The organism is Paraburkholderia lacunae (assembly GCF_003353175.1).
In the GTDB taxonomy this organism is placed as follows: domain Bacteria; phylum Pseudomonadota; class Gammaproteobacteria; order Burkholderiales; family Burkholderiaceae; genus Paraburkholderia; species Paraburkholderia lacunae.
This window is the reverse complement of record NZ_QHKS01000004.1, coordinates 53,219-78,097: the sequence shown is the minus strand read 5'-3', so window position 1 is coordinate 78,097 and position 24,879 is coordinate 53,219. Positions and strand designations below refer to the sequence as shown.

Genomic DNA, 24,879 nt, shown 5'->3' with positions numbered 1-24,879 from the left:
GGCACCAGCAGAAAAACGAGAGATGACGGCCACCGGACGCGCCGCAGAGCGCGCCAGCCGTCTCCCCGCGAAAACAGGTAATCCGCAGGGCATCCGCCGCACCGCCGGTACGGCGACGCCCGTTTTCATACGAGGGAAACGCATGAATCTTGCAGAAGGCATCGATCCATCCGGTCTGCGGCCGGTTTCGAAGTCGCTCGCGATCTACGAATTGCGCGCGGACGAAATTGCCGGGCTCACGCACGTCGCGCGTGAACTGATCGCCCATCACGACAGTGTCGAAAACACCATGTTCGCACACGGCTGCATGCTCGCCGCACAGGAACTGCCGCGTTCGCTGCGCGCGCTCGCGCAGCGCTACCGGCAACTTGAACTGCCGTGCAGCGTGCTGCTGTTGCGCGGCATGCCGGTCGACGACACACGCATCGGCGCATCGCCCTCGCACTGGGACGCGCCATGGCGCAATCCGCCGTCGCTGCTCGAAGAGGCGATGCAATGCCTGATGACGTCGCTGCTCGGCGACATGTTCGGCTGGCGCACGCAGGAGAACGGCCGCTTCCTGCGCCACATCGTGCCGATCAGGAAGGACCACGCGGAGCAGCTCGGCGGCGGCAGCAGCGTGACGCTGGTCTGGCACAACGAGGAGGCGTTTCACGAGCATCGCGCCGATTTCCTGTCGATTCTCTGCTACCGCAACGACGAGCGAGCGGAAACGATCTTCTGCGGCATCGACGAGATCGAGATTCCGGACGCCATGTGGCGTGTGCTGAGCGCGCCGCGCTTTTCGATCTTGCCGGACAAGTCGCACTTGCCCGAGCAGAACGTCAGCGAGCAATGGCGGCTCGACGACCACGTGTTCGAGCGGATCCGCCGCATGCACGAAAACCCGGAGCCCGTTCCCGCGCTGTCCGGACTGCGCGCGAAGCCGTGGGTGCGCGTCGACGAGGCGTTCATGGCGGCGCTGCCCGGCGACGACGAGGCCGAGCGGGCGCTGCGCTGGCTGATCGATGCCTGTTATGCACACCAGACCAGCGTCGTCATGCAGCCGGGCGACATGGTGTGGGTCGACAACAAGCGCGCGGTGCACGGGCGCACCGTCTATCACCCGAACTACGGTCCGCGCCAGCGATGGCTGCGACGCGTCAACGTTCACGTCAACCTGCGCGAGACGCTGCCGTTCCGGCAGGCGCCGACGACGCGCGAAATCCTGTGAGGCGCAGATGAATACGATGGCATTCGACGCGGCCGTGACGGCCGAAACCAATGTGGACGTCCGCCCGCGACTCGCGACGCAGCCCTCGCAGTTGCTCATGCTGGGCAAGCGCGTGATCGACGAACTCGCTTACGACCCGGCGCTGGTGCTCGACGCGGTCGAGCGCGCGTATCGCGGCCTGGGCACCGGCGAATCCGACAATCCGCGCAAGCTGATGAGCCAGCCCGCGGACCAGCATTCGGTCGCCTATTCGATGCTCGGCCGCGATGGCGGACGCCGGACGGTCGGCTTCAAGACGTCGTACAAGCACGACCCCGAGCACAGCCGCGCGCTGCAGAAGTACTACACGACGCTGCTGCTGTTCGACGACGAGACCGGCATGCCGATCGCCATGATGGACGGCAGTCTGGTCGGCTCGCTGCGCACGCCGGCAGTCTCGGCGCTGATCGCCCGCGCGGCCGCCCCGCACGCGCGCACCGCGCTCGTCGTCGGCACCGGCACGCAAGGCCGGATGGCTGCGCCTTTCCTGGTGACCGCGCTGCCGAGCGTTGAACGCGTGATCGTGCACGGCCATTACGACGAAGGCATCGACGCGGTCCGCAAGACGCTCAAGCGCTTTCATCCGGATCGGGACATCGAGGTGTCGGCCGATCTCGACGGCTCTGCAAGGCAGGCGGACATCGTGCTCGGCGTGGCCGGTGCGGGCGCACCGGAAGCGGTACGTCACACCGCGCTGAAACCCGGTGCGCTGGCGCTGCTGGTCGGCTATGGCATTCACGCCGACGCGCTCCATCGCGCCGACTACCGGATCGCAACCAGCGAAGCACAGATGCAGGTGACCGGCGTGGATCTCGTCGACGAGACGGGCAAGCTTCCCCCGGTCGATGCGGAGCTGCCTGACATCCTGCTCGGCCGCAAGCCGGCACGCCGGGCAGACGACGAGATCGTGTACGCGTTCAACAGCGGGATGATCGTGACCGACATCGCGCTCGGCCGTGTGCTGGCCGATGCGGCACGTGCGAAGGGGCTGGGCGAGGAGGTCGAGCTATGGTGAACGATGTTCCGCGGCTGCCCGCGTTGTGGGATCCGGCATTGCGTGAGTTCGTGGATGAGCATGAAGCGATGATCCACGAACTTGCAAACGGTTTCGATGCGCCGATTCACCTGCTGTTTCCGCAGCGATTCGCGCGTAATGTCGCGGCGTTTCAACGCGTGCTCGACGAGCGTCAGGTAGCGGGCCGCGTCTACTACGCGAAGAAGGCGAACAAGGCGCGCTGCTTCGTGCGCGCCGCTGCCGAATCCGGGATCGGTGTCGATGTCGCGAGTGTGGGCGAATTCGCAGATGCATTGGCCGCGGGCGTCTGCGGCGAGGACATCGGGGTATCCGGTCCCGCGAAGGCGAACGATCTGCTTCGGCTCGCGGTGCTGCACGACGCCCTGATCGCTATCGACAGTCTCGACGAACTTGGTCGCCTCATTGCGATCGCGCAGCAATGTGAGTGCATCGCGCGCGTGCTGCTGCGTATGGAGCCGGCTGCCCAGACCGGAAGCCGATTTGGTCTGAGCGTTGCGGCGCTCGACTCGGCCCTGTCGATGTGTGCGTCGAATCGATCGTCGGTTGTCTTCGAAGGTTTTTCGTTCCACTTGTCCGGCTACAGCGCGGTGGCTCGCTGTAATCAGGCTGGGATCGCGGTGCGCGCGTGCGCGTCTGCGCGTGCGTTCGATCTCTCGCCGTACACGATCAATATCGGCGGCGGCTTTGCGATGTCATACGCAGGCGAGGACGACTGGCGTGCCTTCCAGGCTGCACAGAAGCCGGGCGACTACCACGCGACGAAGATGTTCGACGGTTTCTATCCGTATCACTCGGCGTGCAGTGGCGCGCAAATGCTCGATGCCATCCTGACCGGCGTCCCTGACGGCGAATCGAAGCCGCTGGCCGATCTGTTGCGCGAGCACGGACTGCAAATCATGCTGGAGCCGGGACGGGCGCTCCTCGATCAGGCCGGCTTCACGGTATTTGCCGTGCAAGGCGTGAAAGATCGCGGCGACTATGGCATCGCGACCGTGAACGGCACGAGCTTCAGCGTCTCCGAACAATGGTTCGCCAGCGAGTTCCTGCCCGACCCCGAACTGCTGAGCGCCGCGCGCGATCTGCAGCAGCCGCCGCGCGCGTCCAGACCGTATCGCGCGTGCGTCGGTGGCGCGAGCTGCCTCGACTCGGACATGGTCACATGGCGCAAGGTCGCGTTCGCGCAACGTCCCGAACCCGGCGACCTGCTGCTGTACGCGAACACGGCCGGCTACCAGATGGATTCGAACGAGTCGCCGTTCCATGAATTGCCTTTGCCACCGAAGCTTGTCATGACCCTCGACGGCGCGCGTCCGCGTTGGCGCGTCGATCGCCTTTCCCCGTTTTCCGGAGCCTGACGATGAATATGCGTTCCCTGCGTGAACAACCGACGATCACCGTGCCGGCGATCGTGTCGAAAGTATCGGACCTCATCGGCCGCACGCCTTTGTTCGAGCTGCTTCGCGGCGCCAACGGCGCACGCATCCTGCTCAAGCTCGAATCGACGAATCCGACCGGCAGCGCCAAGATCCGCATGGCGCGGCAGATGCTCGACGAAGCCGGGCAGGACGGCAGCCTGCGGCCCGCAGGACGCGTGATCGAGTCGACGTCCGGCAACACGGGCATGGGACTCGCGCTGCTGTGCGCCGAGCGCGGCTACCGGTTCACCGCGGTGGTCGACTGCCATGCGTCGAAAGACAAGCTGCGCGCGATGCAGGCGTTCGGTGCAGAGCTTGTCTACGTGAGCGAGGGCGACGCGCTCGCGACGGCGGACCGCGAGGCACTTGCCGAGCGGATGGCGGCCGACGATCCGGACAGCATCTGGACCGAGCAGCACAACAACCCGGCGAACGGCAACGGCTATCGGGGGCTCGCGCGCGAACTGCGCGACACCCTCGGCGAGCGCATCGACTACCTGGTCGGATCTGTCGGTACAGGCGGCTCGCTGTTCGGCACCGCGCGCGAGCTTCAAGCGACCGGCCCCGCGCCTCGCGTCGTCGGTGTCGAGCCGGTCGGCTCGATCGCATTCGGCGGCGAAGGCGGCTCGTACTATCAATCGGGCACGGGTACGCCGCCCGGTGCGGAGATCGGCGCGCTCGTCGACTACGCGCTGCTCGACGAGGGTGTCAAGGTGACGGACGCGGCCGCGTTCAACACCGCACGCTACCTCGCACGCAGAAAGTCGCTGCTCGTCGGCGGTTCGGGCGGCGGCGTGATCTGGCACGCGCTGAAGATGTTCGACACGCTGCCGCCCGATGCGACGCTCGTCGTGCTGATTTGCGACGGCGGCGAAAAATATCTCGACACAGTCTTCAACGACGACTGGATGAACGAGCGCAATCTGCTCGACGATTCCATTGCCCGCGAACTCGATCCCATCTTCGCCAACGCCGCATGAAGTTTCATCGACAGTTCCGGCTCGATGCCGGAAACATCGGCGCGCTCGCCGCGCCGCTCATTCTCACCCAGCTCGCGCAGGTTGCGCTGACGACGACCGACATCGTGATGATGGGGATGCTCGGCCCGCGCGAGATCGCCGCGGGCGGTCTCGCGCTGACCATCTTCAATCAGTTGCGCACGATGGGGACGGGGCTCGTGACGGGCACCGGCAACCTCGTCGCGTTCGCGAACGGGCAGAAAGATCATGCGCAGATCATGCGTCTCGTGCGAGCGAGTTTTGCGCTGTCGACGCTCGCGGCGCTCGCGTTCGCGCTGCTGATGCTGTTCGTCGAGAAGCCGCTTGTGTGGCTCGGCCAGGACCCCGCCGTCGCGCGGCAGACCGCGTTCTATCTTGCGGCTGCCGCGCCCGGCATGCTGCCGTGCCTGTGGTTCCAGTCGCTGCGGCAGTACACGGTCGGGCTGCGCAAGCCCGGCCCGCTGCTCGCGATCACGGCAGTGTCGATCGTCGTCAACGCGGCGCTTGATTACGCACTGATGTTCGGCCGCTTCGGTTTCCCCGAACTCGGCTTGACTGGCGTCGCGTGTGCGACGAGCAGCGTGTACCTGCTGTCGTTCGTCGCGTTTCTCGCGATCGCGAAGCGCCGGGCGGAACTGGCCGAATACCTGTCGCTTGCCGCCTGGCGTGCGGATACGGAGGCGCTCGCACGGACATGGAAGATGGGCCTGCCGATCGCGGCGACCTATGGTTCCGAAGCGGCGTTCTTTACCGTGCTTACGCTCGTGATCGGCACGCTCGGCACCGAAGCGCTCGCCGCGCAGACGATCGTCAACCAGGTGATCTACATCGTGTTCATGATCTCGGTCGGCCTGTCACATGCGTCGTCGATCAGTATCAGCCACGCGTGCGCGCAGCACGACTATCACGGCGCGCGGCGGCTCGGCTATACGGGGCTTGCGCTCGGCGTCGGCGCGATGCTGATCGTCGCGCTGCCCTATCTGATCGCGCCGGCGCACGTGCTTGCGCCGTTCCTCGACCACGATGCGGCCGCGAACACCGATGTGCTGCGGCTCGCGACGGGCCTGCTGACGATCGCCGCGCTGCTGCAGATCTTTGATTGCAGCCAGAACATCGGCGTCGGCATCCTGCGCGGCCTCGGCGACGTGAAGAGTTCGTTCCGGATCTCGATCGTCGGCTATTGGCTGATCGGCCTGCCGGTCGCGTGGGCGGCGGGCGTGATGCTCGGCTATGGCATCTATGGGATCTGGATCGGGCTCGCGATCGGGCTTGCCGCGACCGCGACGATGTTGCTGCGCAAGTTCGAGTACCGACTTGGCGCGCTGGCAAAACAGGTGGGCGCGCGTCATTCATGAGCGAACGGCATGTGTTGGAACGACGGGTGTCCGGCGAGCAGTCGCCGGACCGCAAGCGCGTGCGAGCGTCGCCGCCCGGATCGGCACGTGAGCCGCGGGCACGGGTGGGCGCAATTGTGCTCGCGTTGATCATCGCGCTGGGTGTTGTTGCGCTCGCGAGCCTGTGCACGGGCAACCTCGTGCTGAGCCCGGCCGCCGCGCTCGACGCGCTGGCGCGCGGCGGCGACACGCCCGCAGCTCAGATCGTCCATGCACTCCGCCTGCCGCGGTTCGTCGCCGCGCTGCTGGTCGGTGCAAGCCTCGCGGTTGCCGGCGCGCTGATGCAGGGCATCACGCGCAATCCGCTCGCCGATCCGACGCTGACCGGCGTTGTCAGCGGCGCGGCGCTTGCGGTTGTCGCGGCGACCGTGCTGAGCCCGGCCGTGCCGGCCGGCGTGCTGCCGTTCGTCGCGTTGGCCGGCGGCGGCAGCGCGGCGACGCTCACGTTCGCGCTCGCGTGGCGCGCGCGCCTGTCGCCGCTGCGCCTATCGCTCGCGGGGACGACGATCGCCGCACTCGGCAGCGCGGGAATCATCTCGCTGATGATCGCGGCCGGCCCGCAGGCGGGCCCGCTTTTCTACTGGCTGGCCGGCGGCCTCGCGGGCGTCGGCTGGCCGCAGGTCGCGATGGTGGCGCCGTGGACCGTCGCGGGCCTGGCGGCCGCATTCGCCGGCGCGCGCGTGCTCGACACGCTTGCGCTCGGCGACGAAGCCGCGCAGAGCATCGGCCTCGACCTGCTGCGCTGGCGTCTGATCCTCGGTGGCATTGCGGTTGTGCTGTCTGCGTCGGTGGTTGCGATCGCGGGGCCTGTCGGCTTCGTCGGACTGTGCGTGCCGCATCTGGCGCGCGCCGCGCTCGGCGGCGGGTATCGGCGAACGCTCACTGCGACCGCGTTGGCCGGCGCACTGCTCGTCGCGGCCGCGGATCTCGTCGCGCGCACGGTCGCCGCGCCGCGCGAGCTTCCGGTCGGCTTCCTGACCGCGTTGGTCGCGACGCCGTTGTTGATCGCGATGATCCGTCGCGACGAAGGAGCGTCGTCGTGATGGGCAGTCCGAACCTGTCGGCAGGCGGGGCCGGCGTCCAACGCACGTGGCTGCGCACGGTGGCGGGCAGAGCGGGCGGAGCGGCGGCGCTGGCGCTCACGATCGTGCTCTCGGTGCGGTTCGGCGCGGCCGATTTCCCGTTGACGGCGGCCGTTCAGGCGTTGATCCATCGTAATGGCGCGCACGACGCCGCATTCGTGCTGTGGGAGCTGCGCATGCCGCGCGTGCTGCTCGCGCTGATGATCGGTGCGCAGCTCGCCGCAAGCGGGCTCGTGCTGCAGGCGGCGCTGCGCAACCCGCTCGCAGAACCAGGCGTGATCGGCGTGTCGTCAGGCGCGACGCTTGGCGTGATGGTCCTGTTGCTCATCGCCAATTTTGCCGGCTCGATCGACAGCAGCCGGCTCGACGCCTATGACGCGACGTGGATGCCGCTCGCCGCGCAACTCGGCGGCATCGGCGCGGCGCTCGGTGTGTATGCGCTTGCGTGGCGCAACGGTACTGCGCCGTTGCGCTTGATCCTGATGGGCGTGGCCGTCAGCGCCGCGCTGTATGCGGTCGCAATGACCATTCTTGCAGGCTGGGGCTCGAGCCGCATCGAAGTGCTGCTCACCTGGCTGTCCGGCAACCTCTATGCGCGCGGCTGGCAGCACGTGTTGCTGCTCGCGCCGTGGAGCGCGGCGACGATCGCGCTGCTGCCGGCGATCCTGCCCGGGGTGCAGGTGCTGTCGCTCGGCGACGATGCGGCGGCCAGCGTCGGCCTCGATGTCGAACGCTGGCGTCTCGCGGCGATTGCCTATGCGGGCTTTGCGGCCGCCTGCGCGGTCGGCATCGCGGGTCCGGTCGCGTTCGTCGGCCTGATCGCGCCGCATCTTGCGCGGCTCGCGGTGGGCGGGCCGCTCGCGCGGCAGGCGCCGTTCGCGCTGCTATGCGGTGCGCTGGTCACGGCGCTCGCCGATCTGGTGGGGCGCATCGTCGTCGCGCCGGCCGAGATTCCGGTGGGCGCGGTCACCGCGCTGTTCGGCGCGCCGCTTTTTCTCTTTCTGCTTTCCCGATCTTCCCGATGACACTCGTTGCCCGCGATCTTTCGCTCGGATACGGCGCGCGCCGTATCGTCGACAACCTGTCGCTGTCGATCGAGCCTGGCCGGACCACCGTGCTGCTCGGTCCGAACGGCTCCGGCAAGAGTACGCTGCTGCGCGCGCTCGCCGGCCTGCTCGCGCCGCGCGGCGGCGCCGCGCAGCTCGATGGCGTGCCGCTGCAGCAGTGGCCGCGCCGCAAGCTCGCGCGGCGCATCGCCTTTCTCGCGCAGACGCAGGACGTGCCGGCCGGCCTGAGCGTGCAGGAACTCGTCCGTCATGGACGATTCGCCCATCGCACCTGGCTGCGCGGCGAAACAGACGAAGATCGCGACGCGGTCGATTGGGCGCTGGCCACGACCGGCCTTGCCGCGATGCGCGAGCGTCCGCTGGTCGCGCTGTCGGGCGGCGAGCGGCAGCGCGTGTGGATCGCGATGGCGCTCGCGCAACGGGCGGACATCCTGTTGCTCGACGAGCCGACGACCTATCTCGACCTCGGGCATCAACTCGACGTGATGCAGACGCTGCGGCGTCTGAACGACGAATTCGGCCTGACGCTCGTGATGTCGCTGCACGACCTGAACCAGGCGATGCGTTTCGCGGATCGTGCTGTCGTGATGCGCGACGGCCGGCTGATCGCCGATGGCGTGCCGGTCGACGTGCTGACGCCGGCCTTCGTCGCCGACGTGTTCCATGTCCATAGCGAGCGGCTACACGGCGCGAGCGACGGCGTGCCGGTGTGCCATCCGCTTGGCTATGCGGCACCGGAAAACGGGCCGGGGGATGCGCAATGGATTCCCAGCAACGTCGTGCCTTTGGTCGGGCGGGTCTCCAATGATCGACCGTAAGCGCCGCGCGCTCGCGCTCGCGTTGCCCGCATCGCTCGCGTCCGTGCTGGCGCGGCCCGTTCGCGCCGCGGCACCGGCTACGCCGTACAGTGTGGTCGACGATCGCGGCGTGACGTTGCGCTTCGGCACCACGCCAGGACGGGTCGCGACGATCTCATACTTCGGCGCCGACACCGCGCTCGCGCTCGGCGTGCAGCCGATCGCTTCGACTTTCCTCGTGCGCGGCCGCCGTCCCGCGTATCTGCTTGACCGGATGGATCGCGTGATCGATCTGGGTCAGCGCGCAAGCCCAAGCCTGGAATTGCTGGCGAGCACGCACGCCGACCTGATCGTCGCGATCCGGCGATACACGGAGGCGAACGCGGCGCGGCTGCAGCAGATCGCGCCGTATCTCGCGCTCGATCTCGAGGTCCGGCAGGACAGCGACCGCAGCATCGCGCTCGTCGGCGCGGCGCTGGGGCGAGCCAAGGCCGCGGCTGCGCTGAACCGGCGCTTTGCCGACGTGTGTGCGGCGATCCGCGCGCGCGTCGCGTCGCGCCGCGGGCCTCGTTACCTGTTCGTCTGGGGTACGGGCGCCGCGCCGTGGGCGTTCTACGACGAGAACATGACCTGTTCGCTGCTGAATGCGTTGGGCGGCGTCAACGTCGCGGGGCGCAATCCGCTGCCATTGCGACGCGACAACACCGCGTTCCAGATAAGCCTCGAGACGCTGCTGATCGCCGGGCCCGACACGATTTTCGTGTACGACGACGGCGGGCCGCGCGGCCTGGACGCGAATCCGGTGTGGCGGCACCTGAGCACCGTGCGCCACGTGCGGATCGTGCGCGTCGGCGATCACTGGATCGAATCGTTCGGCCCGATCGCGCGTCACGCGGTGCTGGCCGAGGCCGCCGCCCATCTGTATCCGGACCGGTTCGCACCGCCCGACCTGCGCGACATCGCATCGTCGTATCTGGGCCGTGTGGGTTGATTTCCCTTGCATCGATTTCGAAGGATCACGCCATGCAACATGACACCTGGGCCATCGAACTGATTCCAACCGAACGGATCTTGCCGAACGAAGAGCACGACGAGACGCGGCTCCTCGAAGTGCTGGACAACATCGCGCGTAGCGGCCGCTGGACTGCGCCGATCGTGCTCGAGCGCGCGAGCCTTGCTGTGATGGACGGGCATCACCGGCTGGCGGCAGCGCGGCGTCTATCGCTGCCGCGCGTGCCGTGCGTGCTGCTCGATTACGCGCAGGTCGGCGTGGAGGCGCGTCGGCCTGATTATTGTGTAGATGGCGCGCAAATCATCGCACGTTCACGCGCGCGGCTACTTTATCCGTCAAAGACGACGCGGCATATTTTTCCTCGACCGCTGCCGGAGTGCAGTATCGAAATCGCCGCGCTATTGGGAGAGCGAGAGGCCCTGTCGCGCCTGGATCGGCCTACACCGGCAAGTCGCACTGAAATCAAGGGGACCCCGATGTAGCTTCGTCACCACGGTGTGAACTCCAACGAGTGGAGCGCAGATGGCTTCACTGGGGTGAGACGTGGGGCAGGTTGAAACGCACGGACACGCAGGGCGCTTCCGAGCGTATTCAACCCCACGCTGCAGTTTGCAGGACGATGCGAGATCCGTCGGGATCGTCGAATGCAAAAACGCGCCGCCAAGCCAAACCGCTCACTGCACCGCCGCGGACGCGCGCTCGGCCGAACGCGGCTGTGTCATCGCGCTGACTGCGGCAAACACGATCACATTCACGGCCAACGCCAGAAACCCCACATTCACGTCCTTCAACGCATCAGGCAAAAACGGCATCAACTGCGCAACGCTGAGATGCATCGTCGTCGTCACGGCGACCACCGTCACGCCGGCGAGAATGCCGCAAAACGCGCCCTGTTTCGTCGCCCGGTTGCGCGGCGCCAAACTGCAGATCACCGCAGGGAACAGTTGCGTCACGAAGCTGTAACCCATCAGCAGCAACGCCACGATCGTCTCCCCGCCGTGCAGTGTGAAGCCCACGGCCGCCAGTGCAACGACCGGCACGAGGATGCGCGCCAGACTCGCCACCGTCGCGTCAGACGCGTCGCGGTTCACGATGCCGCGGTAAACATCGTTGGCAAGCAGCGTCGACGCCGCGGTCAGGATCATCGAGCCCGGCACCAGCGCGGTCAGCACGCCCGCGGCGCCGATCACGCCGATGAACCACGGGTCGAAGGTCTGCAACGACAGGCGGAACAGCGACAGGTCGATGTCGCCGCCCTTCAGGCCCGGCACCTTCAGCGTGGCGGCAAAGCCGACGAAGAACACGAACAGCAGGATCAACTGGTACAGCGGCAGCACCATCGCGTTGCGCCGGAAAATGCGCGCGTCTCTTGCCGTGTAGACCGAACCGAACGTGTGCGGCCACATGAAGAATCCCAGTGCGGTCAGCAGCACGGTCGACTGGAACCAGGTCACGCTCGAACCCTTGGCCGGAAAGGTCAGAAAGCCGGGACGGGCGGCATCGATCGCGTGGAACATGTTGCCTAAGCCGCCGTAGTAGTGAAGCGGCAGATAAATGCCGAGGAACAACACGATCGCCAGAATCAGCAGATCCTTCACCACCGAATTCCACGCCGAGCCGCGCACGCCGGAGACGATCACATACGAAGTCACCACCGCGGCGCCGATCCACACGGCCGCCGTCGACGAAATCGCGCCGTACGACGCGGTCGCCACAATGATGCCGAGCCCCTTCAGTTGCAGCACCAGATACGGAATCAGCGCGGCCACGCCGACCAGCGCCACCAGCGTGCCGAGCGCCGGGCTGTCGTATTTGCGCGCGAAGAAATGCGGCTGCGAGACGAGATGGTGTTGTTTCGCGTAACGCCAGATCGGCGGCAGCATCCAGTACGAAAGGATGTACGCGAGCGTGCCGTACGCGAGGATGTAGTAGACCGGCGCACCCTTGCCGTATGCAAAGCCGCTGCCGCCAAGAAAGGTGAAGGTCGTGTAGATTTCGCCGGCCATCAGCAGAAACACGAAGGCCGTGCCGAAGCTGCGGCCGCCCACGGTCCACTGTTCGAGGCTCATGTCGTGGCCGCGCCGCGCGCGCATGCCGAGGTACAGCGCAAACAGCGTGATGGCCGCGATGATGACGAGTGCGCTCATGATCGGAGCTCCTCGCCTTCAGCTGCAATCCGGCGATTGGCGGGGTCCAGACGATACACGATCGCCATGATGATCGAACTCAGCACCACCCAGAGGACGATCCAGGCCAGCACGAACGGCATGCCGAGCACGAGCGGTTCGACACGATTGACAAACGCGATGCCGAGCACAATGCCGATGAACGGCAACGCGGCGAGCGCACGAAGCAACATGGGGCAACTCCTCGAACCGGTGAGTACGTCTCGTTGAAAGGGTGGCTTCGGTGGCGACTGTAAGCCTGATGCTTCGGTGGCGTAAAGTTGGTCAAAAAACTGTAGGCTTTCCGAAAGTTGTGCGAGCATCTTTCGGCAGCGCGGTTGCTGCGTTGCAATGTCAGTCGCGCGAGGCATCGGCACGCTTTATCGTGCGATTCGCGATAAAGCGTGCCGCGCCGCGATATGATCCGCTCACGCCACCCGAGCAAACGAACCTGGACGACACATAGCGCGTCCAGCCCCTTCAACACAGCGCGGCGCACGGTGCGCGGCGAATCCGCCCGAGCCGCTGCCCGATATGGATCGCATATGGTCGACAGTCTGATCTCGGACATTCTGTTTGGCTTTACCGGGCTGATCAGCATCATCAACCCCATCGGCATTGCTTTCGTCTTCCTCGACCGGACTGCTTCATTGACCATGGAGGAGCGCACCGCGCTCGCCAGGAAAATCGCCATCAACGTGCTGTGCGTGCTGCTGGTGGCGTTTTTTGTCGGTACGCCGATCCTGCATTTCTTCGGCATTTCGATGGAGGCGCTGCGCATCGGCGGCGGCCTCGCAGTGGCGGTAGGGGGCTGGCAGATGCTCAACGCGCCCGATACGCAACCGGCCGAGCAACCCGTCAAGCGTGTGGATGCGGATAAAGCGAAGTCGAAGGCGTTCTTCCCGTTGACCGTTCCGCTGACCACCGGGCCCGGCTCGATCGCCACCGCCATCGCGCTGACCGCGAACCGCACGCACAAGCTGTCCGACTTCGTGTTGTCGAGTATCGCGTCGGTGGTGATCTCGATCGTCGTGGCGTTAGTCGTCTACCTGATCTACAGCCGCGCGGTGATCTTCGCCAAGTATCTCGGCGTGGAAGGGACCAAGGTCGCAATGCGGGTATCGTCGTTCCTGCTGCTGTGCATCGGCGTGCAGATCATGCTGACCGGCTTCTCCGAATTCCTGATTCCGATCGCGCAGATGCAGCCCGTGGTCAAATAGAGCGCAGTGCCACGAGTGCAGTGCCACGCCCGGTCCGCTTCAGGTCTGTCGAGCGTGCCGAAACAGGAGGGAGACCCATGTGCCGCTGGCTCGCTTATACCGGCAACCCGATTCACCTCGAAGCGGTGCTGTTCCGCGCCAAACATTCCCTGATCGACCAGAGCCTGCATTCGCGGCTCGGCCACACGACCACCAACGGCGACGGCTTCGGTATCGGCTGGTACGGTCATCCGACCGATATTCCGTTTCGCTACCGCTGCATTCAGCCCGCCTGGAGCGACCGCAATCTGCGCGAGGCGGCGCGCGCCATCCGCGCGCCGCTGTTCGTCGCGCATGTGCGCGCGGCGACCGGCACGCCATCGCAGGAAACCAACTGTCATCCGTTCCGCTACGGCCGCTGGCTGTTCGCGCACAACGGCCTGGTGCGCGACTATCCCGCGGTGCGCCGCGATCTGATGCTGGCGATCGCGCCCGAACTGTTCCCGTTGATCGAAGGCTCGACCGATTCCGAAGTGATGTTCTACCTGGCGCTGACCTTCGGTCTGGAACGGGCGCCTGTCGCCGCGCTCGAGCGCATGGTGGGTTTCATCGAGGAAACCGGGCGCAAACACGGCGTCGGCGAGCCGTTGAACATGACGGTCTGCGCCACCGACGGCGAGCAGATCGTGGCGGTGCGCTATTCGAGCGAAGGGCAGTCGCGTTCGCTCTTTCACAGCACGTCGTTCCGGCACCTGCGCGATCTGTATCCGGACGATCCGCGTATCCTGGCAGCCGGGCAGAATGCGTTTCTGGTGCTGTCGGAGCCGCTGGTGGACCTGCCGGGCTGGTGGGAAGCGATTCCTGAAAGCACCGCGGTGGTCGCGCGCGGCGGCGAGATCGAGCAATACCCGTTCACGCCTGAGCTGGCGTAGCGAGTCAGCGCGTCAGCAGCATCGCGCTCAGCACCGAGAACACCGTCGCCGGCAATTCGGCGAGGCGGCTCACCACCACGTTGTGCGGATAGAAATCCTCGACGGCATCGGTCAGTACGCCGATGCCCACGAGTTCGATGCCGCGCTTGCCGATCGCCGCGATGCGTTCGCGCAGGTCGCTGCGCAATACGTGCGGGTCGCCGTCGCCGGTCGACGGATAGCCGTCGGAGAACACAATCAGGATGCGCCTTCCGGCTGGATGATCGGCGAGCCGGGCGGCCGCCCAGGCGAGCGCCTCGCCGTCGGGATTCTCGTGGCCGCAGTCGATTTCGGCGATGCCGCTCAGATCGGCCGCGCCGAAGCGTTTATAGACTTTCAGATCGAGCCGCTCGACGAAGCGGTTATAGCGCCGCAAATCCACGCCCGCCGATACTTGCCGCTCGTACAACTGCTTCATCGGCGCCGATTCGAGCGAGCAATAGCCGAGCACTTCGCAATCGAACGACAACTGCGTGAGCGCATCGCACAGCGCGCTCGCGCAGAGCCGCGCGAGTTCGATCTTGCGCCCGGCCATCGAACCGCTGCGGTCGATCAGCAGGCTCACGGCCACATCGCGTCCCCGGGTCGGCCGCTGCGTGCGAAACGGCGTGCGGTAACCCGGTGACGTCGCCAGCTTGGCGAGCGAGGTGCGGTCGATTTCGCCGCGCTCCTGTTCGCGACGCCAACGCGTGCGTTCGTCGACGCTCAATGCGCGTTCGAGTTTCTCCTTGAGCGGCGCGGTTTCCTCGCGGGCCTGGTTGCGTAGTTCGCGCCACGTTGCACTGTCGCCCTGGCCGGTGACATCGGTGATTTCGTCGAATTCGGTGGCGAGCGGGATCGACAGCAGCGCGCGTGCGGAATCTGCCGCCGCGCCAGCTTCGCCAGCGGAGCGTGCCGACGGCTGCTGCGCATCGGCTAGCGATTGCCCCATGCCGACCGCGTTCTCCGCCTGCGCGCTGCCGCCCTGACCGGCTGGCGGTGCGGCGGCGTTATCCAGATCGGGCAGGGCGGCGGCGTCGCCGAACGGTTCGGACGAGGACGCGGCGGTTTCCGTGTCGATGTCCTCGAGCGGATCGGCGCTGAACATCATGCTGTTGAACTCGCCGGCCGACAGCGCCCGCACACGCGCCACGAAGTCTTGCGCCGCCGCGATGCTATGCGCAGTCGAGCCGCTCGCACGCGCCTGTTCGAGCAAATCTTGCGCGGCATGCAGCGCGGCCATCAGCGAATGGCTCGCCTCGGTCGCGCTCGGCGTTTCGTCCCACAGCGCGCGCTCCACCAGCCAGACCAGCCGGTCGCGCCAATGCAGCTTCTGCCAACGCTGCCGCGCCTCGCGCGCGGCGTGCACGCGCAGCTTGCCGATGAACCAGCGCGCACCAGGATATTCGTCGAGCAGCTGCGCGCACACGCGGCGGTCTTCGATCACCTGCGCCAGCCTGGCCGCGACGCCGGACGGCAACGCCGCGAGTTGCGCGAGCGACGAATACCTGGCGCGCGCCACCAGCAGATCCAGATAGCCGATCAACACGTCGCGCTCGGCGCCGCCACTCAACTCATAGTCGGGAATCACGATGCGGCCGGGTTCGACACGCGGCCCATCCGGACTGAACGCGACTGTCACGCCGTATTGCCCGGTGAGCACGCGCGCAATCTTGCCGAGCGTCGATTCGAAGGAGAAGCCCCGCGTGTCCCGCGCTGCGTGCATCACGCCCACCGTCAGGCGGCCGGCGCGATGTGATGGCGCACGATGCCGCGAATCAGCGCCGCGTCTTCCGGGCTGACCTTTGCGTAGATCGCCGGTCCGGCGGCGCGCTCGGGGTCGCCGGTGCGCAGCATCAGCTCGGCCCAGTCGAGCAGGCGGCGGGTCGAGAATGCGCTCGACAGATCCTCGCGGGCGAATGCCGCGCGGCAGTCGGCAGCGATTGCCGCGAGCGTGTCGGCCAACGCGCGCGTCATATGCGGCGCGAGCGTGCGCATCAGTACATCGGCTTCTTCGGTCGGGCTCAGATAGTCGAGCAGATAGACGCGCCACCGATCGAGAAACGCCTCGTTCATCAGATTCGCGCCCTGGTAGAGATGTCGGAACTGGCTCATCGCACCGACCGCATTCGCGGTGGCGAACAACCGGAAGGCCGGATGCGGCGCGACGATCTCGTTGCCTTTCTCCTTCAGCACGAGGCGCCCATGCGGTTCGAGCACGGAGGTGAGCGCTGCGAGAATCGACGGCTCGGCGAAATCGATTTCGTCGACGATCAGCCAGAGCCCTTCGCGCATCGCCGTGGGCAGCACGCCGTCGACCCAGATCGTTTCGCCGCCTTTGACGGTCCAGAATCCGACGAAATCGCCGACCGTGGTCTGGCCGTTCATATTCGAGCGCAACACGCCGTGACGCGAGCTCGCCGCGACCTGTTCGATCAGGCTCGTCTTGCCGGCGCCGGTATGGCCGATCAGCATCACGCGCCGGTTCTCGACAATATCTTCGACGATGTCGTTGAAGCGCTCGGAGAACAGATAGGCGGGATTGACGCGCGGCACGAGCGGGTTGCCGACGCCGCAGGGCACGTCCGTACGGCCGATGCGCACGGTGTCCGCCGCGCCCGCCGCGCCCGTCGTGCTCCGATGTCTGGCCGCCGAAGCCAGGGCGGCCACCCGTTCGAGCTCCGGCATGAAGGCTACGCGTTCGAGCGTCGTCGGTACGCTCGCGGCGTCGCTCGCGTCGATCGCAAAGCCTTCGCGGCGCCATTTCTTCAGCTTCGCGCGCAGATTCTCCGCGTCGACCACCAGATCGATATCGACCGCCGCAGCGCCGTTGCCGTCATCGACGCCGTGTTCGAGCCGGTAGTTTTCCGGTCGGTCCGCCACGCTGACACGCCACCACTCCGCGCCATGTTCGGTCGCGCGTTGATAGAGGCCAAGGTTTTCGTCTTCGGTCAATTCAGGCGCGTTCATGGCAAATGGCGAATATTGAAGTAGCGAATCACGGCAAATAGCGAGTTTTGATTTGGCTGATGGCAATTCGCCGCCTATCTTATCTTGGGTGCCTTTCGATCTGCCGATTCGGCGTCTGATTTCCAATGTCGAGCGCGCAGTCGGCAAAAGTTTATTGCATGAAGCGGAATAGGCTATCGGGCGTCTATCACCTATAGTTCGACTCGCGGAGTGTGTAGTTTTACAACACGATTATTCGCAATTGGGTAAAATCCCGCTTCCCCGGCGTAGGCCGATATGCATAGCAGGTCATTGCGAATACTGTCCAGACGCCCGCAGCCGGGTCCGTTGTGGACCTTCCGTCAAGATTCGCGGCCGCGCAGCAGACAATCACGGCACGCGGCGTCGAGTAGTTTTGTTTCATTCGCGGGGCCGCTCAGCGGTCCACTTTGCCCAACATTGCGACAGAAAAAGTTCACGGCAAAACAATGCGACTATCTACAAAATTAATGGCTGCCTTAGCGGTGGCAAGCCCGCTGGCTTATGGTCAAACCAGCGTGACGTTATATGGCCGCCTCGACGGCGGCGTTGAATACCTGAATCACATCGGCAATGGCGCAGGCGGCAGTTCGAGCCGCTGGAGCGCGGAAGGCGGCGACTGGGGCACCAGCATGCTGGGCCTCAAAGGCACGGAAGACCTCGGCGGCGGATTGCATGCGATCTTCAATCTGGAAACCGGATTGCAGGTGATGAACGGCACCACCAGCGGCGGGCGGCTCTGGTCGCGGCGCGCGTTCGCGGGTCTGTCCAGCAAGGAGTGGGGCACGCTGCAGGCCGGGCGCAATCTGTTCATCGACAGCGACGGCGTCTGGGAATTCGATCCGTTCGTGCAGCAGGCGTTTGCATCGGCTTCTCTAGTGCGCGGGCGCAACTGGCAGCAGACCAATAACAACGTCGAGTACCACAGCCCGGTGTTCTGGGGTTTCGACGTGCAGGCGCAGTACGCGTTGGGCAATCAGCCGGGCGCGTTCAACAGCGGTGCGGCCGGCGAATTCGGCCGCTCGGACGGCATCATGCTCACGTATCACTCGCCGCTTTTCGACGTGCGCGGCATCTACGACGAACTGCGCGACAGCAACGGCCGGTTCAGCAACATCTTCCAGAGTTCGCGCGAGTATTTTGTCGGTGCGAACCTGCATTTCGACGCGGTGAAGATCCAGGGCGCCTATACGCACTACGCGGCGCCGGATTCGCCGGCCGGTGTGGCCGACAGTGCGGATCACTATTGGCTCGGCGCCACCTATCACTTCCAGCCGCGCTGGGCGATGACCGGCGGTGGTTATTACGTCAAGGTCGGCGACGGCGCCGGCGACGCGTCACATGATCCGTCCGGCCACGCGATGATGTACGTGCTCGGCACCACCTACAACCTGTCGAAGCGCACCTTCCTGTACGGCACGGTCGCTTACGTGCGCAACAGCGGCAACGCGAGCTTCTCGCTGGAAGCGTCGCCGCGTGATGCGTCCAACAACACGAGTCCGCTCGCGGGCGAGTCGCAAACCGGCGCGTACGTCGGCATGCTGCATCAGTTCTGAAGCGGCTTCGGCAAGCGATCCGGCAACACGTTCGGCAGCACGGATAGCCTCGCAGTAAGCATTGAACGCCTCACAAGGGATAAACAACAATTGACTCCACAAGACACTCACGGCGAGTCCCCCAAGGGGACTTCCTTCGAAGCGCGCGCAGCGAGCGGTGAAGCGTCGACCATGACGCGCCGCCGCTGGCTGCAGGGCGCGCTCGCGCTGACGGCGGCCGGTCTCGCCGGCTCGCTCGCGCTCAAAGCGCTCGCCGCCGATCCGGCCGCCGCGCCGATCGACGCCTTCATGACGCTGTCGCAATCGCTGACGGCCAAGTCCGGTCTCGATCGCGATGTCGGCACGCGCCTGCTGGCCGCGTTGCAAAAGTCCACGGCCGCTCTCGCGCAGCAACTGCCGAAGCTGGCCGGCGCGTTGGCGGCCGGTTCCGCCGATACCGCCCAACAGGCGCTCGCGCTGAAGATCATGGAAGCCTGGTATCTCGGCACGGTCGACAACGTCGTCGTGACCTATGAACAGGCGCTGATGTTCGGCGTGGTCTCCGACACGCTGATCATCCGTTCGTATTGCCCCAACAAGCCCGGCTTCTGGGCGGCAAAACCCATCGAAAGGCAAGCTTAAGCAATGGCCGAAACACAACAAGCCGATATCGTCGTCGTCGGGTCGGGCGTCGCGGGCGCGATCGTCGCGCATCAAATGGCGCTCGCGGGCAAGTCCGTGATCCTGCTCGAAGCAGGGCCGCGCATGCCGCGCTGGGAAATCGTCGAGCGCTTTCGCAATCAGACGGACAAGATGGATTTCATGGCGCCGTATCCGTCGAGCGCATGGGCGCCGCATCCGGAATACGGCCCGCCCAACAACTATCTGATCCTGAAGGGCGAGCACAAATTCAACTCGCAATATATTCGCGCGGTGGGCGGCACGACGTGGCACTGGGCGGCGTCCGCGTGGCGCTTCATGCCGAACGACTTCAAGATGAAGACGGTCTACGGGGTGGGCCGCGACTGGCCGATGCAATACGACGAACTCGAGCCGTACTATCAGCGCGCCGAAGAAGAACTCGGCGTGTGGGGTCCGACTGACGAAGAGCTCGGTTCGCCGCGCGCCCAGCCGTACCCGATGGCGCCGCTGCCGCTGTCGTACAACGAGCAGACCATCAAGAGCAAGCTGAACAGCTTCGACGCGCGCTACCACGTCGTGACCGAGCCGGTTGCGCGCAACAGCCGTCCCTACGACGGCCGACCGACCTGCTGCGGCAACAACAACTGCATGCCGATCTGCCCGATCGGCGCGATGTACAACGGTATCGTGCACGTCGAAAAGGCCGAGCAGGCCGGCGCGAAGCTGATCGACAAGGCCGTGGTCCACAAGCTCGAAGTCGGTCCGCAAAAGCGCATCACCGCGGCGTTGTACAAAGACCCGCAAGGCAACGAGCATCGCGTGGAAGGCAAGTATTTCGTGCTCGCCGCGAACGGCATCGAAACGCCGAAGATCATGCTGATGTCCACCAGCCACGATTTCCCGAACGGCGTGGGCAACAGCTCCGACATGGTGGGCCGCAACCTGATGGATCATCCGGGCACCGGCGTCACGTTCTACGCGGACGAAAAGCTGTGGCCGGGCCGCGGCCCGCAGGAAATGACCTCGCTGATCGGCTTTCGCGACGGTGCGTTCCGTTCGACCGAAGCGGCCAAGAAGATCCACCTGTCGAACCTGTCGCGCGTCGATCAGGAAACCCAGAAGATTTTCGCGCAAGGCAAGCTGATCAAGCCCGCCGAGCTGGATGCGCAGATTCGCGACCGCTCGGCGCGCTTCGTCGAGTTCGACTGCTTCCACGAAATCCTGCCGCAGCCGGAAAACCGCATCGTGCCGAGCAGGACCGAGACGGATGCGATCGGCATTGCGCGCCCGGAGATCACCTATCGCATCGACGATTACGTGAAGCGCGGCGCCGTCCATACGAAAGAGGTCTACGCGAACGCGGCGAAGGTGCTGGGCGGCACGGACATCCAGTATCAGGACGAATTCGCGCCGAACAACCACATCACGGGCGCGACCATCATGGGCAGGGACCCGCGCGATTCGGTGGTCGACAAGCATTGCCGCACCTTCGATCACCCGAACCTGTTCATTTCCAGCAGCGCGACGATGCCGACCGTCGGCACTGTCAACGTCACGCTGACCATTGCCGCACTTGCACTTCGCATGGCAGACCAGTTGAAGAAGGAAGTTTGAACGTGCTGAAAAAGACTTTTTTCTGGCTGCTGGCCAGCGCGCTGACGGTGCCTGCTCTCGCGCAAGCCGATGCGGGTGTCAGCAGCAACGACACCGCGTTGATCAAGCGCGGTGAATACCTCGCGACGGCCGGCGATTGCATGGCCTGCCATAGCACCGCCAAGGGCAAGCCGTACGCCGGCGGCCTGCCGCTGAAAGTGCCGATGCTCGGCACGATCTATTCGAGCAACATCACGCCCGATCCGCAAACCGGCATTGGCAACTGGACCCTCGCGGATTTCGATCGCGCGGTGCGCAGGGGCGTGTCGAAGGACGGCCATAACCTGTATCCGGCGATGCCGTACGTCTCCTACGCGAAAGTCAGCGATGACGACGTGAAGGCGCTCTACGCTTACTTCCGGTATGGCGTCGCGCCGATGAAGCAGGCCACGCGCGAAAGCGACATTCCGTGGCCGCTCAACATGCGCTGGCCGCTGACGGTATGGAACTGGGTGTTCCTGAAGACCGGCCCGTACGAAGCCAGGCCGAACCAGAGTGCCGCATGGAACCGCGGCGCGTATCTCGTGCAAGGCCTCGCGCATTGCAGCACCTGCCACACGCCGCGCGGCTTCGCGATGCAGGAGAAGGCGCTCGACGAAACCGGCAGCGGCTTCCTCGGCGGTTCGGTGCTGGCGGGTTGGGACGGCTACAACATCACGTCGGCGACTCGTAGCGGGATCGGTGGCTGGACCCATGCTCAACTGGTGCAGTACCTGCAAACCGGCAGCGTGCCGGGCCTCGCGCAAGCGGCCGGTCCGATGGGCGAAGCAGTCGAGCATAGCTTCTCGAAGATGACCGGCGCGGATATCGATGCGATCGCCACCTACGTTCGCACGGTGCCCGCGGTGAGCGACGGCAGCTCGCAGCCGCGCAGCGCGTGGGGTAGTCCTTCGACGGACGTCGCGCGTTTGCGCGGCGTGGCGATGACCGACGGCACGCTCGATCCGGCGCGGCTGTATCTCGGCAACTGTGCGACGTGCCACCAGGCGCACGGCAAGGGCACGCCCGACGGCTACTATCCGTCGCTGCTGCATAACTCGACAGTGGGTGCGTCCAATCCGGATAATCTGGTGCAAGTGATCCTGCGCGGCGTGCAGCGCAAAACGCCGGGCAATGACGTCGGCATGCCGGCGTTCGCCGCGCAGCTGAGCGACGCGCAGATCGCCGCGCTCACGAACTACGTGACGACGCAGTTCGGCAATCCGGCGGCGACGCGTGTGAGCGACAAGGACATCGCGAAATTGCGCTAAGCGTGTAATTAGCGGCACGTCGTTCCTGACGACGCAAAGCAGGACGTGCAGGACCAACAAAGGCGCGCCGGGGCATCCCGGCGCGCCTTTTTCGTTCTGACTGGCGGCCCGGCATGGCGCTTGCCCGTGCCTCGCTTGCACGCGCCGGTATGTAACGCGCCGTGCAGATTTGCGCGCATCGGCGCATCATCGCCAAGGCTGGCAGCGGTTCCTGATGAGTTGTTCCCTACGAGCACGGTTCGCCGGGCATGCCGATGCAGTGCGTCCCGGCGATGTTCTCTACCGCCGAACAAGGAGTGTCCCCATGCAAAACGATCCCGCCCTCGATCAGTTGTGCATCAACACGATTCGCACGCTATCGATGGACGCCGTGCAAAAGGCGAATTCCGGTCACCCAGGCACGCCGATGGCACTGGCGCCGGTTGCCTATCATTTATGGCAACACCATCTGCGTTACGACCCGGACGAACCGTTGTGGCCGGACCGCGACCGCTTCGTGCTGTCGGTCGGGCATGCGTCGATGCTGCTGTATTCGCTTCTGCATCTGGCCAACGTGAAGGCGGTGGACGACGAGGGCAAGCCGACCGGTCAGCCCGCCGTCTCACTCGACGATATCCAGCATTTTCGCCAGATCGGCAGCAACACGCCGGGCCACCCCGAGTACCGCCTGACGAGCGGCGTAGAAACCACCACTGGCCCGCTCGGCCAGGGGCTCGGCAACAGCGTCGGCATGGCCATGGCGGCGCGCTGGTACGAGAACCATTTCAACCGGCCCGATGCGCCGCTGTTCGATCACCGTGTGTACGCGCTATGCGGCGACGGCGACATGATGGAAGGCATTTCGCACGAGGCGGCGTCGCTTGCCGGCCATCTGCAGCTCTCGAACCTGATCTGGATTTACGACAGCAACCGCGTGACGATCGAAGGCCACACGGACCTCGCGTACAGCGACGAGGTGGAAAGCCGCTTTCGCGGCTACAACTGGCACACGCTGCACGTGCGGGATGCGAACGACACCGCGGCGCTCGAAGCCGCACTCGTCGAAGCAAAGCGCGTGACCGGCAAGCCGACGCTGATCGTGGTCAACAGCATCATCGGCTGGGGCGCGCCGCATAAGCAGGACACGGCGTCCGCGCATGGCGAGCCGCTCGGGGTGGAAGAAGTGGTGCTCGCCAAGCGCGCGTATGGCTGGCCGGAGGACAAGTTCTTCTACGTGCCGGACGGCGTGCACGAACGCTTCGAGCAAGGCATCGGCGCGCGCGGCAAGGCGACGCGCGAGGCGTGGCAAGCGAAGTACGACGCGTACACGCAGAAGTACCCGGAGCTGTCGCGCGAATTCGCGCAGATGGAAGCGCACGAATTGCCGGCGGGTTGGGACAGCGACATTCCGGCTTTCGATGCCGACCCGAAGGGCATCGCCTCGCGCGATTCGTCGGGCAAGGTGCTCAATGCGATTGCCGCACGCGTGCCATGGATGATCGGCGGCGCGGCCGATCTGGCGCCGTCCACCAAGACCAATCTGAAATTCGAAGGCGCCGGCAGCTTCGAGCATGACAACTATGGCGGCCGCAACCTGCACTTCGGGATTCGCGAACACGCGATGGGTGCGGTGGTGAACGGCCTCGCGTTATCGAATCTGCGGCCGTTCGGCTCGACCTTCCTGATTTTCAGCGACTACATGAAGCCGCCGATCCGCCTCTCCGCGATCATGGAGGTGCCATCCATCTTCGTGTTCACGCATGATTCGATCGGCGTCGGCGAAGACGGTCCGACCCATCAGCCGATCGAGCAACTGGCATCGCTACGTGGCGTGCCGGGCCTGACGCTGCTGCGTCCGGGCGACGCGAACGAAGTAGCGCAGGCGTGGCGCGTAGCGCTGTCGCATCCGCGGCGGCCGTCGTGCATCGTCCTGACGCGCCAGGCGTTGCCGACTTTCGACCGCAGCCGCTATGCGTCGGCAACGGGCGTGCAGAAGGGCGCTTACGTGCTGGCCGATGCGCCTGACGGGCAGAAGCCGCAGGTGCTGTTGCTGGCCACCGGCAGTGAAGTGTCGATATGCGTCGACGTCTACGAAAAACTCAGGAGCGAGGGGATTGCGGCGCGCGTGGTGTCGATGCCGTCGTGGGACATCTTCGAGCGTCAGGACGACGCGTATCGGGACTCGGTGCTGCCGCCGGACATCGACGCGCGAGTGGCCGTCGAACAGGCTGCCGCGCTCGGCTGGGATCGCTATGTCGGGCGCCTGGGCGCGCAGGTCGTGATGCATACGTTCGGTGCGTCCGCACCGTTGAGCGATCTGAAAAAGAAATTCGGCTTCACGCCCGAGCGTGTGTATGAAGCGGCGAAACAGCAGATTGCGCGGGTTCAGTCGAAGAGCAGTCAGGGGTAGGGGCAACGGCGAGATAGAACCCGCTGGTCGAGTTGAGGCGAGTGCGGTGAATGAG

General features: G+C 65.6%; 21 protein-coding genes. 17 read left to right on the top strand and 4 right to left on the bottom strand.

The annotated features are described in order from the left end of the window. Positions 1–142: 142 nt before the first annotated feature. The 10 genes from DLM46_RS07125 to DLM46_RS07080 are packed head-to-tail and all read left to right on the top strand — an operon-like array spanning position 143 to position 10,535. Positions 143–1,213, top strand: coding sequence for a TauD/TfdA family dioxygenase (locus tag DLM46_RS07125; RefSeq protein WP_165847918.1), 1,071 nt, complete (start codon positions 143–145; stop codon positions 1,211–1,213). Positions 1,214–1,220: 7 nt separating this feature from the next. Next, the gene (locus DLM46_RS07120) at positions 1,221–2,267 is read left to right on the top strand and encodes an ornithine cyclodeaminase family protein (protein WP_115100066.1); all 1,047 of its coding nucleotides are present in this window, start codon (positions 1,221–1,223) and stop codon (positions 2,265–2,267) included. Continuing rightward, on the top strand, positions 2,261–3,643 hold the full coding sequence (locus DLM46_RS07115) for a type III PLP-dependent enzyme domain-containing protein (RefSeq protein ID WP_115100065.1): 1,383 nt from the start codon (positions 2,261–2,263) through the stop codon (positions 3,641–3,643). The genes DLM46_RS07120 and DLM46_RS07115 overlap by 7 nt, the downstream gene beginning before the upstream one ends. Positions 3,644–3,645: 2 nt before the next feature. Then, positions 3,646–4,683, top strand: a complete 1,038-nt coding sequence (locus tag DLM46_RS07110) for a cysteine synthase family protein (RefSeq protein WP_244305905.1) — start codon at positions 3,646–3,648, stop codon at positions 4,681–4,683. Next, a complete protein-coding gene (locus DLM46_RS07105) occupies positions 4,680–6,056 on the top strand; it encodes an MATE family efflux transporter (protein WP_115100064.1) in 1,377 nt (458 codons plus the stop codon). The genes DLM46_RS07110 and DLM46_RS07105 overlap by 4 nt, the downstream gene beginning before the upstream one ends. Beyond that, positions 6,053–7,138, top strand: coding sequence for a FecCD family ABC transporter permease (locus tag DLM46_RS07100; RefSeq protein WP_244305902.1), 1,086 nt, complete (start codon positions 6,053–6,055; stop codon positions 7,136–7,138). Before DLM46_RS07105 ends, DLM46_RS07100 begins: the two co-directional genes overlap by 4 nt. Then, on the top strand, positions 7,138–8,202 hold the full coding sequence (locus tag DLM46_RS07095) for a FecCD family ABC transporter permease (RefSeq protein ID WP_244305974.1): 1,065 nt from the start codon (positions 7,138–7,140) through the stop codon (positions 8,200–8,202). The genes DLM46_RS07100 and DLM46_RS07095 overlap by 1 nt, the downstream gene beginning before the upstream one ends. After that, positions 8,199–9,062 carry an ABC transporter ATP-binding protein gene (locus tag DLM46_RS07090; RefSeq protein WP_115100063.1) on the top strand — a complete coding sequence of 288 codons (864 nt, stop codon included), beginning with the start codon at positions 8,199–8,201 and terminating at the stop codon, positions 9,060–9,062. The genes DLM46_RS07095 and DLM46_RS07090 overlap by 4 nt, the downstream gene beginning before the upstream one ends. Continuing rightward, positions 9,049–10,032, top strand: a complete 984-nt coding sequence (locus DLM46_RS07085) for an ABC transporter substrate-binding protein (RefSeq protein WP_115100062.1) — start codon at positions 9,049–9,051, stop codon at positions 10,030–10,032. Before DLM46_RS07090 ends, DLM46_RS07085 begins: the two co-directional genes overlap by 14 nt. Positions 10,033–10,064: 32 nt before the next feature. Beyond that, positions 10,065–10,535 carry a ParB N-terminal domain-containing protein gene (locus DLM46_RS07080; protein WP_133300301.1) on the top strand — a complete coding sequence of 157 codons (471 nt, stop codon included), beginning with the start codon at positions 10,065–10,067 and terminating at the stop codon, positions 10,533–10,535. 192 nt (positions 10,536–10,727) lie between these two features. On the opposite strand, the gene DLM46_RS07075 is transcribed toward DLM46_RS07080, so the two are convergent. Both DLM46_RS07075 and DLM46_RS07070 read right to left on the bottom strand, forming a co-directional pair. Further along, positions 10,728–12,200 carry a sodium:solute symporter family protein gene (locus DLM46_RS07075; protein ID WP_115100060.1) on the bottom strand — a complete coding sequence of 491 codons (1,473 nt, stop codon included), beginning with the start codon at positions 12,198–12,200 and terminating at the stop codon, positions 10,728–10,730. Beyond that, the gene (locus tag DLM46_RS07070) at positions 12,197–12,412 is read right to left on the bottom strand and encodes a DUF3311 domain-containing protein (protein WP_115100059.1); all 216 of its coding nucleotides are present in this window, start codon (positions 12,410–12,412) and stop codon (positions 12,197–12,199) included. The genes DLM46_RS07075 and DLM46_RS07070 overlap by 4 nt, the downstream gene beginning before the upstream one ends. A 351-nt stretch (positions 12,413–12,763) precedes the next feature. Here DLM46_RS07070 and DLM46_RS07065 point away from each other — a divergent pair, with 351 nt between their 5' ends. Both DLM46_RS07065 and DLM46_RS07060 read left to right on the top strand, forming a co-directional pair. Then, entirely contained in the window at positions 12,764–13,438 is a 675-nt protein-coding gene (locus DLM46_RS07065) for a MarC family protein (protein ID WP_115100058.1), read from the top strand. Positions 13,439–13,515: 77 nt separating this feature from the next. Then, positions 13,516–14,349 carry a class II glutamine amidotransferase gene (locus DLM46_RS07060; RefSeq protein WP_115100057.1) on the top strand — a complete coding sequence of 278 codons (834 nt, stop codon included), beginning with the start codon at positions 13,516–13,518 and terminating at the stop codon, positions 14,347–14,349. A 4-nt stretch (positions 14,350–14,353) separates the two neighbouring features. Here the strand turns inward: DLM46_RS07060 and DLM46_RS07055 are convergent, their stop codons facing one another. Further along, positions 14,354–16,093 carry a cobaltochelatase CobT-related protein gene (locus DLM46_RS07055; RefSeq protein ID WP_115100308.1) on the bottom strand — a complete coding sequence of 580 codons (1,740 nt, stop codon included), beginning with the start codon at positions 16,091–16,093 and terminating at the stop codon, positions 14,354–14,356. A gap of 11 nt (positions 16,094–16,104) precedes the next feature. Beyond that, positions 16,105–17,337, bottom strand: coding sequence for an AAA family ATPase (locus tag DLM46_RS07050; protein WP_115100056.1), 1,233 nt, complete (start codon positions 17,335–17,337; stop codon positions 16,105–16,107). 467 nt (positions 17,338–17,804) lie between these two features. On the opposite strand from DLM46_RS07050, the gene DLM46_RS07045 reads away from it, so the two are divergent. The 5 genes from DLM46_RS07045 (at position 17,805) to tkt (ending at position 24,824) form a co-directional block, all read left to right on the top strand. After that, complete coding sequence (locus DLM46_RS07045; RefSeq protein ID WP_115100055.1) at positions 17,805–18,911, top strand: porin; 1,107 nt, start codon at positions 17,805–17,807, stop codon at positions 18,909–18,911. Between the two features lie 171 nt (positions 18,912–19,082). Continuing rightward, on the top strand, positions 19,083–19,532 hold the full coding sequence (locus DLM46_RS07040; protein WP_115100054.1) for a sugar dehydrogenase complex small subunit: 450 nt from the start codon (positions 19,083–19,085) through the stop codon (positions 19,530–19,532). Between the two features lie 3 nt (positions 19,533–19,535). Continuing rightward, positions 19,536–21,146, top strand: a complete 1,611-nt coding sequence (locus DLM46_RS07035; RefSeq protein WP_115100053.1) for a GMC family oxidoreductase — start codon at positions 19,536–19,538, stop codon at positions 21,144–21,146. 2 nt (positions 21,147–21,148) lie between these two features. After that, positions 21,149–22,435, top strand: a complete 1,287-nt coding sequence (locus DLM46_RS07030) for a cytochrome c (protein WP_115100307.1) — start codon at positions 21,149–21,151, stop codon at positions 22,433–22,435. Between the two features lie 304 nt (positions 22,436–22,739). Then, the gene (gene tkt / locus DLM46_RS07025; RefSeq protein WP_115100052.1) at positions 22,740–24,824 is read left to right on the top strand and encodes a transketolase; all 2,085 of its coding nucleotides are present in this window, start codon (positions 22,740–22,742) and stop codon (positions 24,822–24,824) included. Positions 24,825–24,879: the final 55 nt, after the last annotated feature.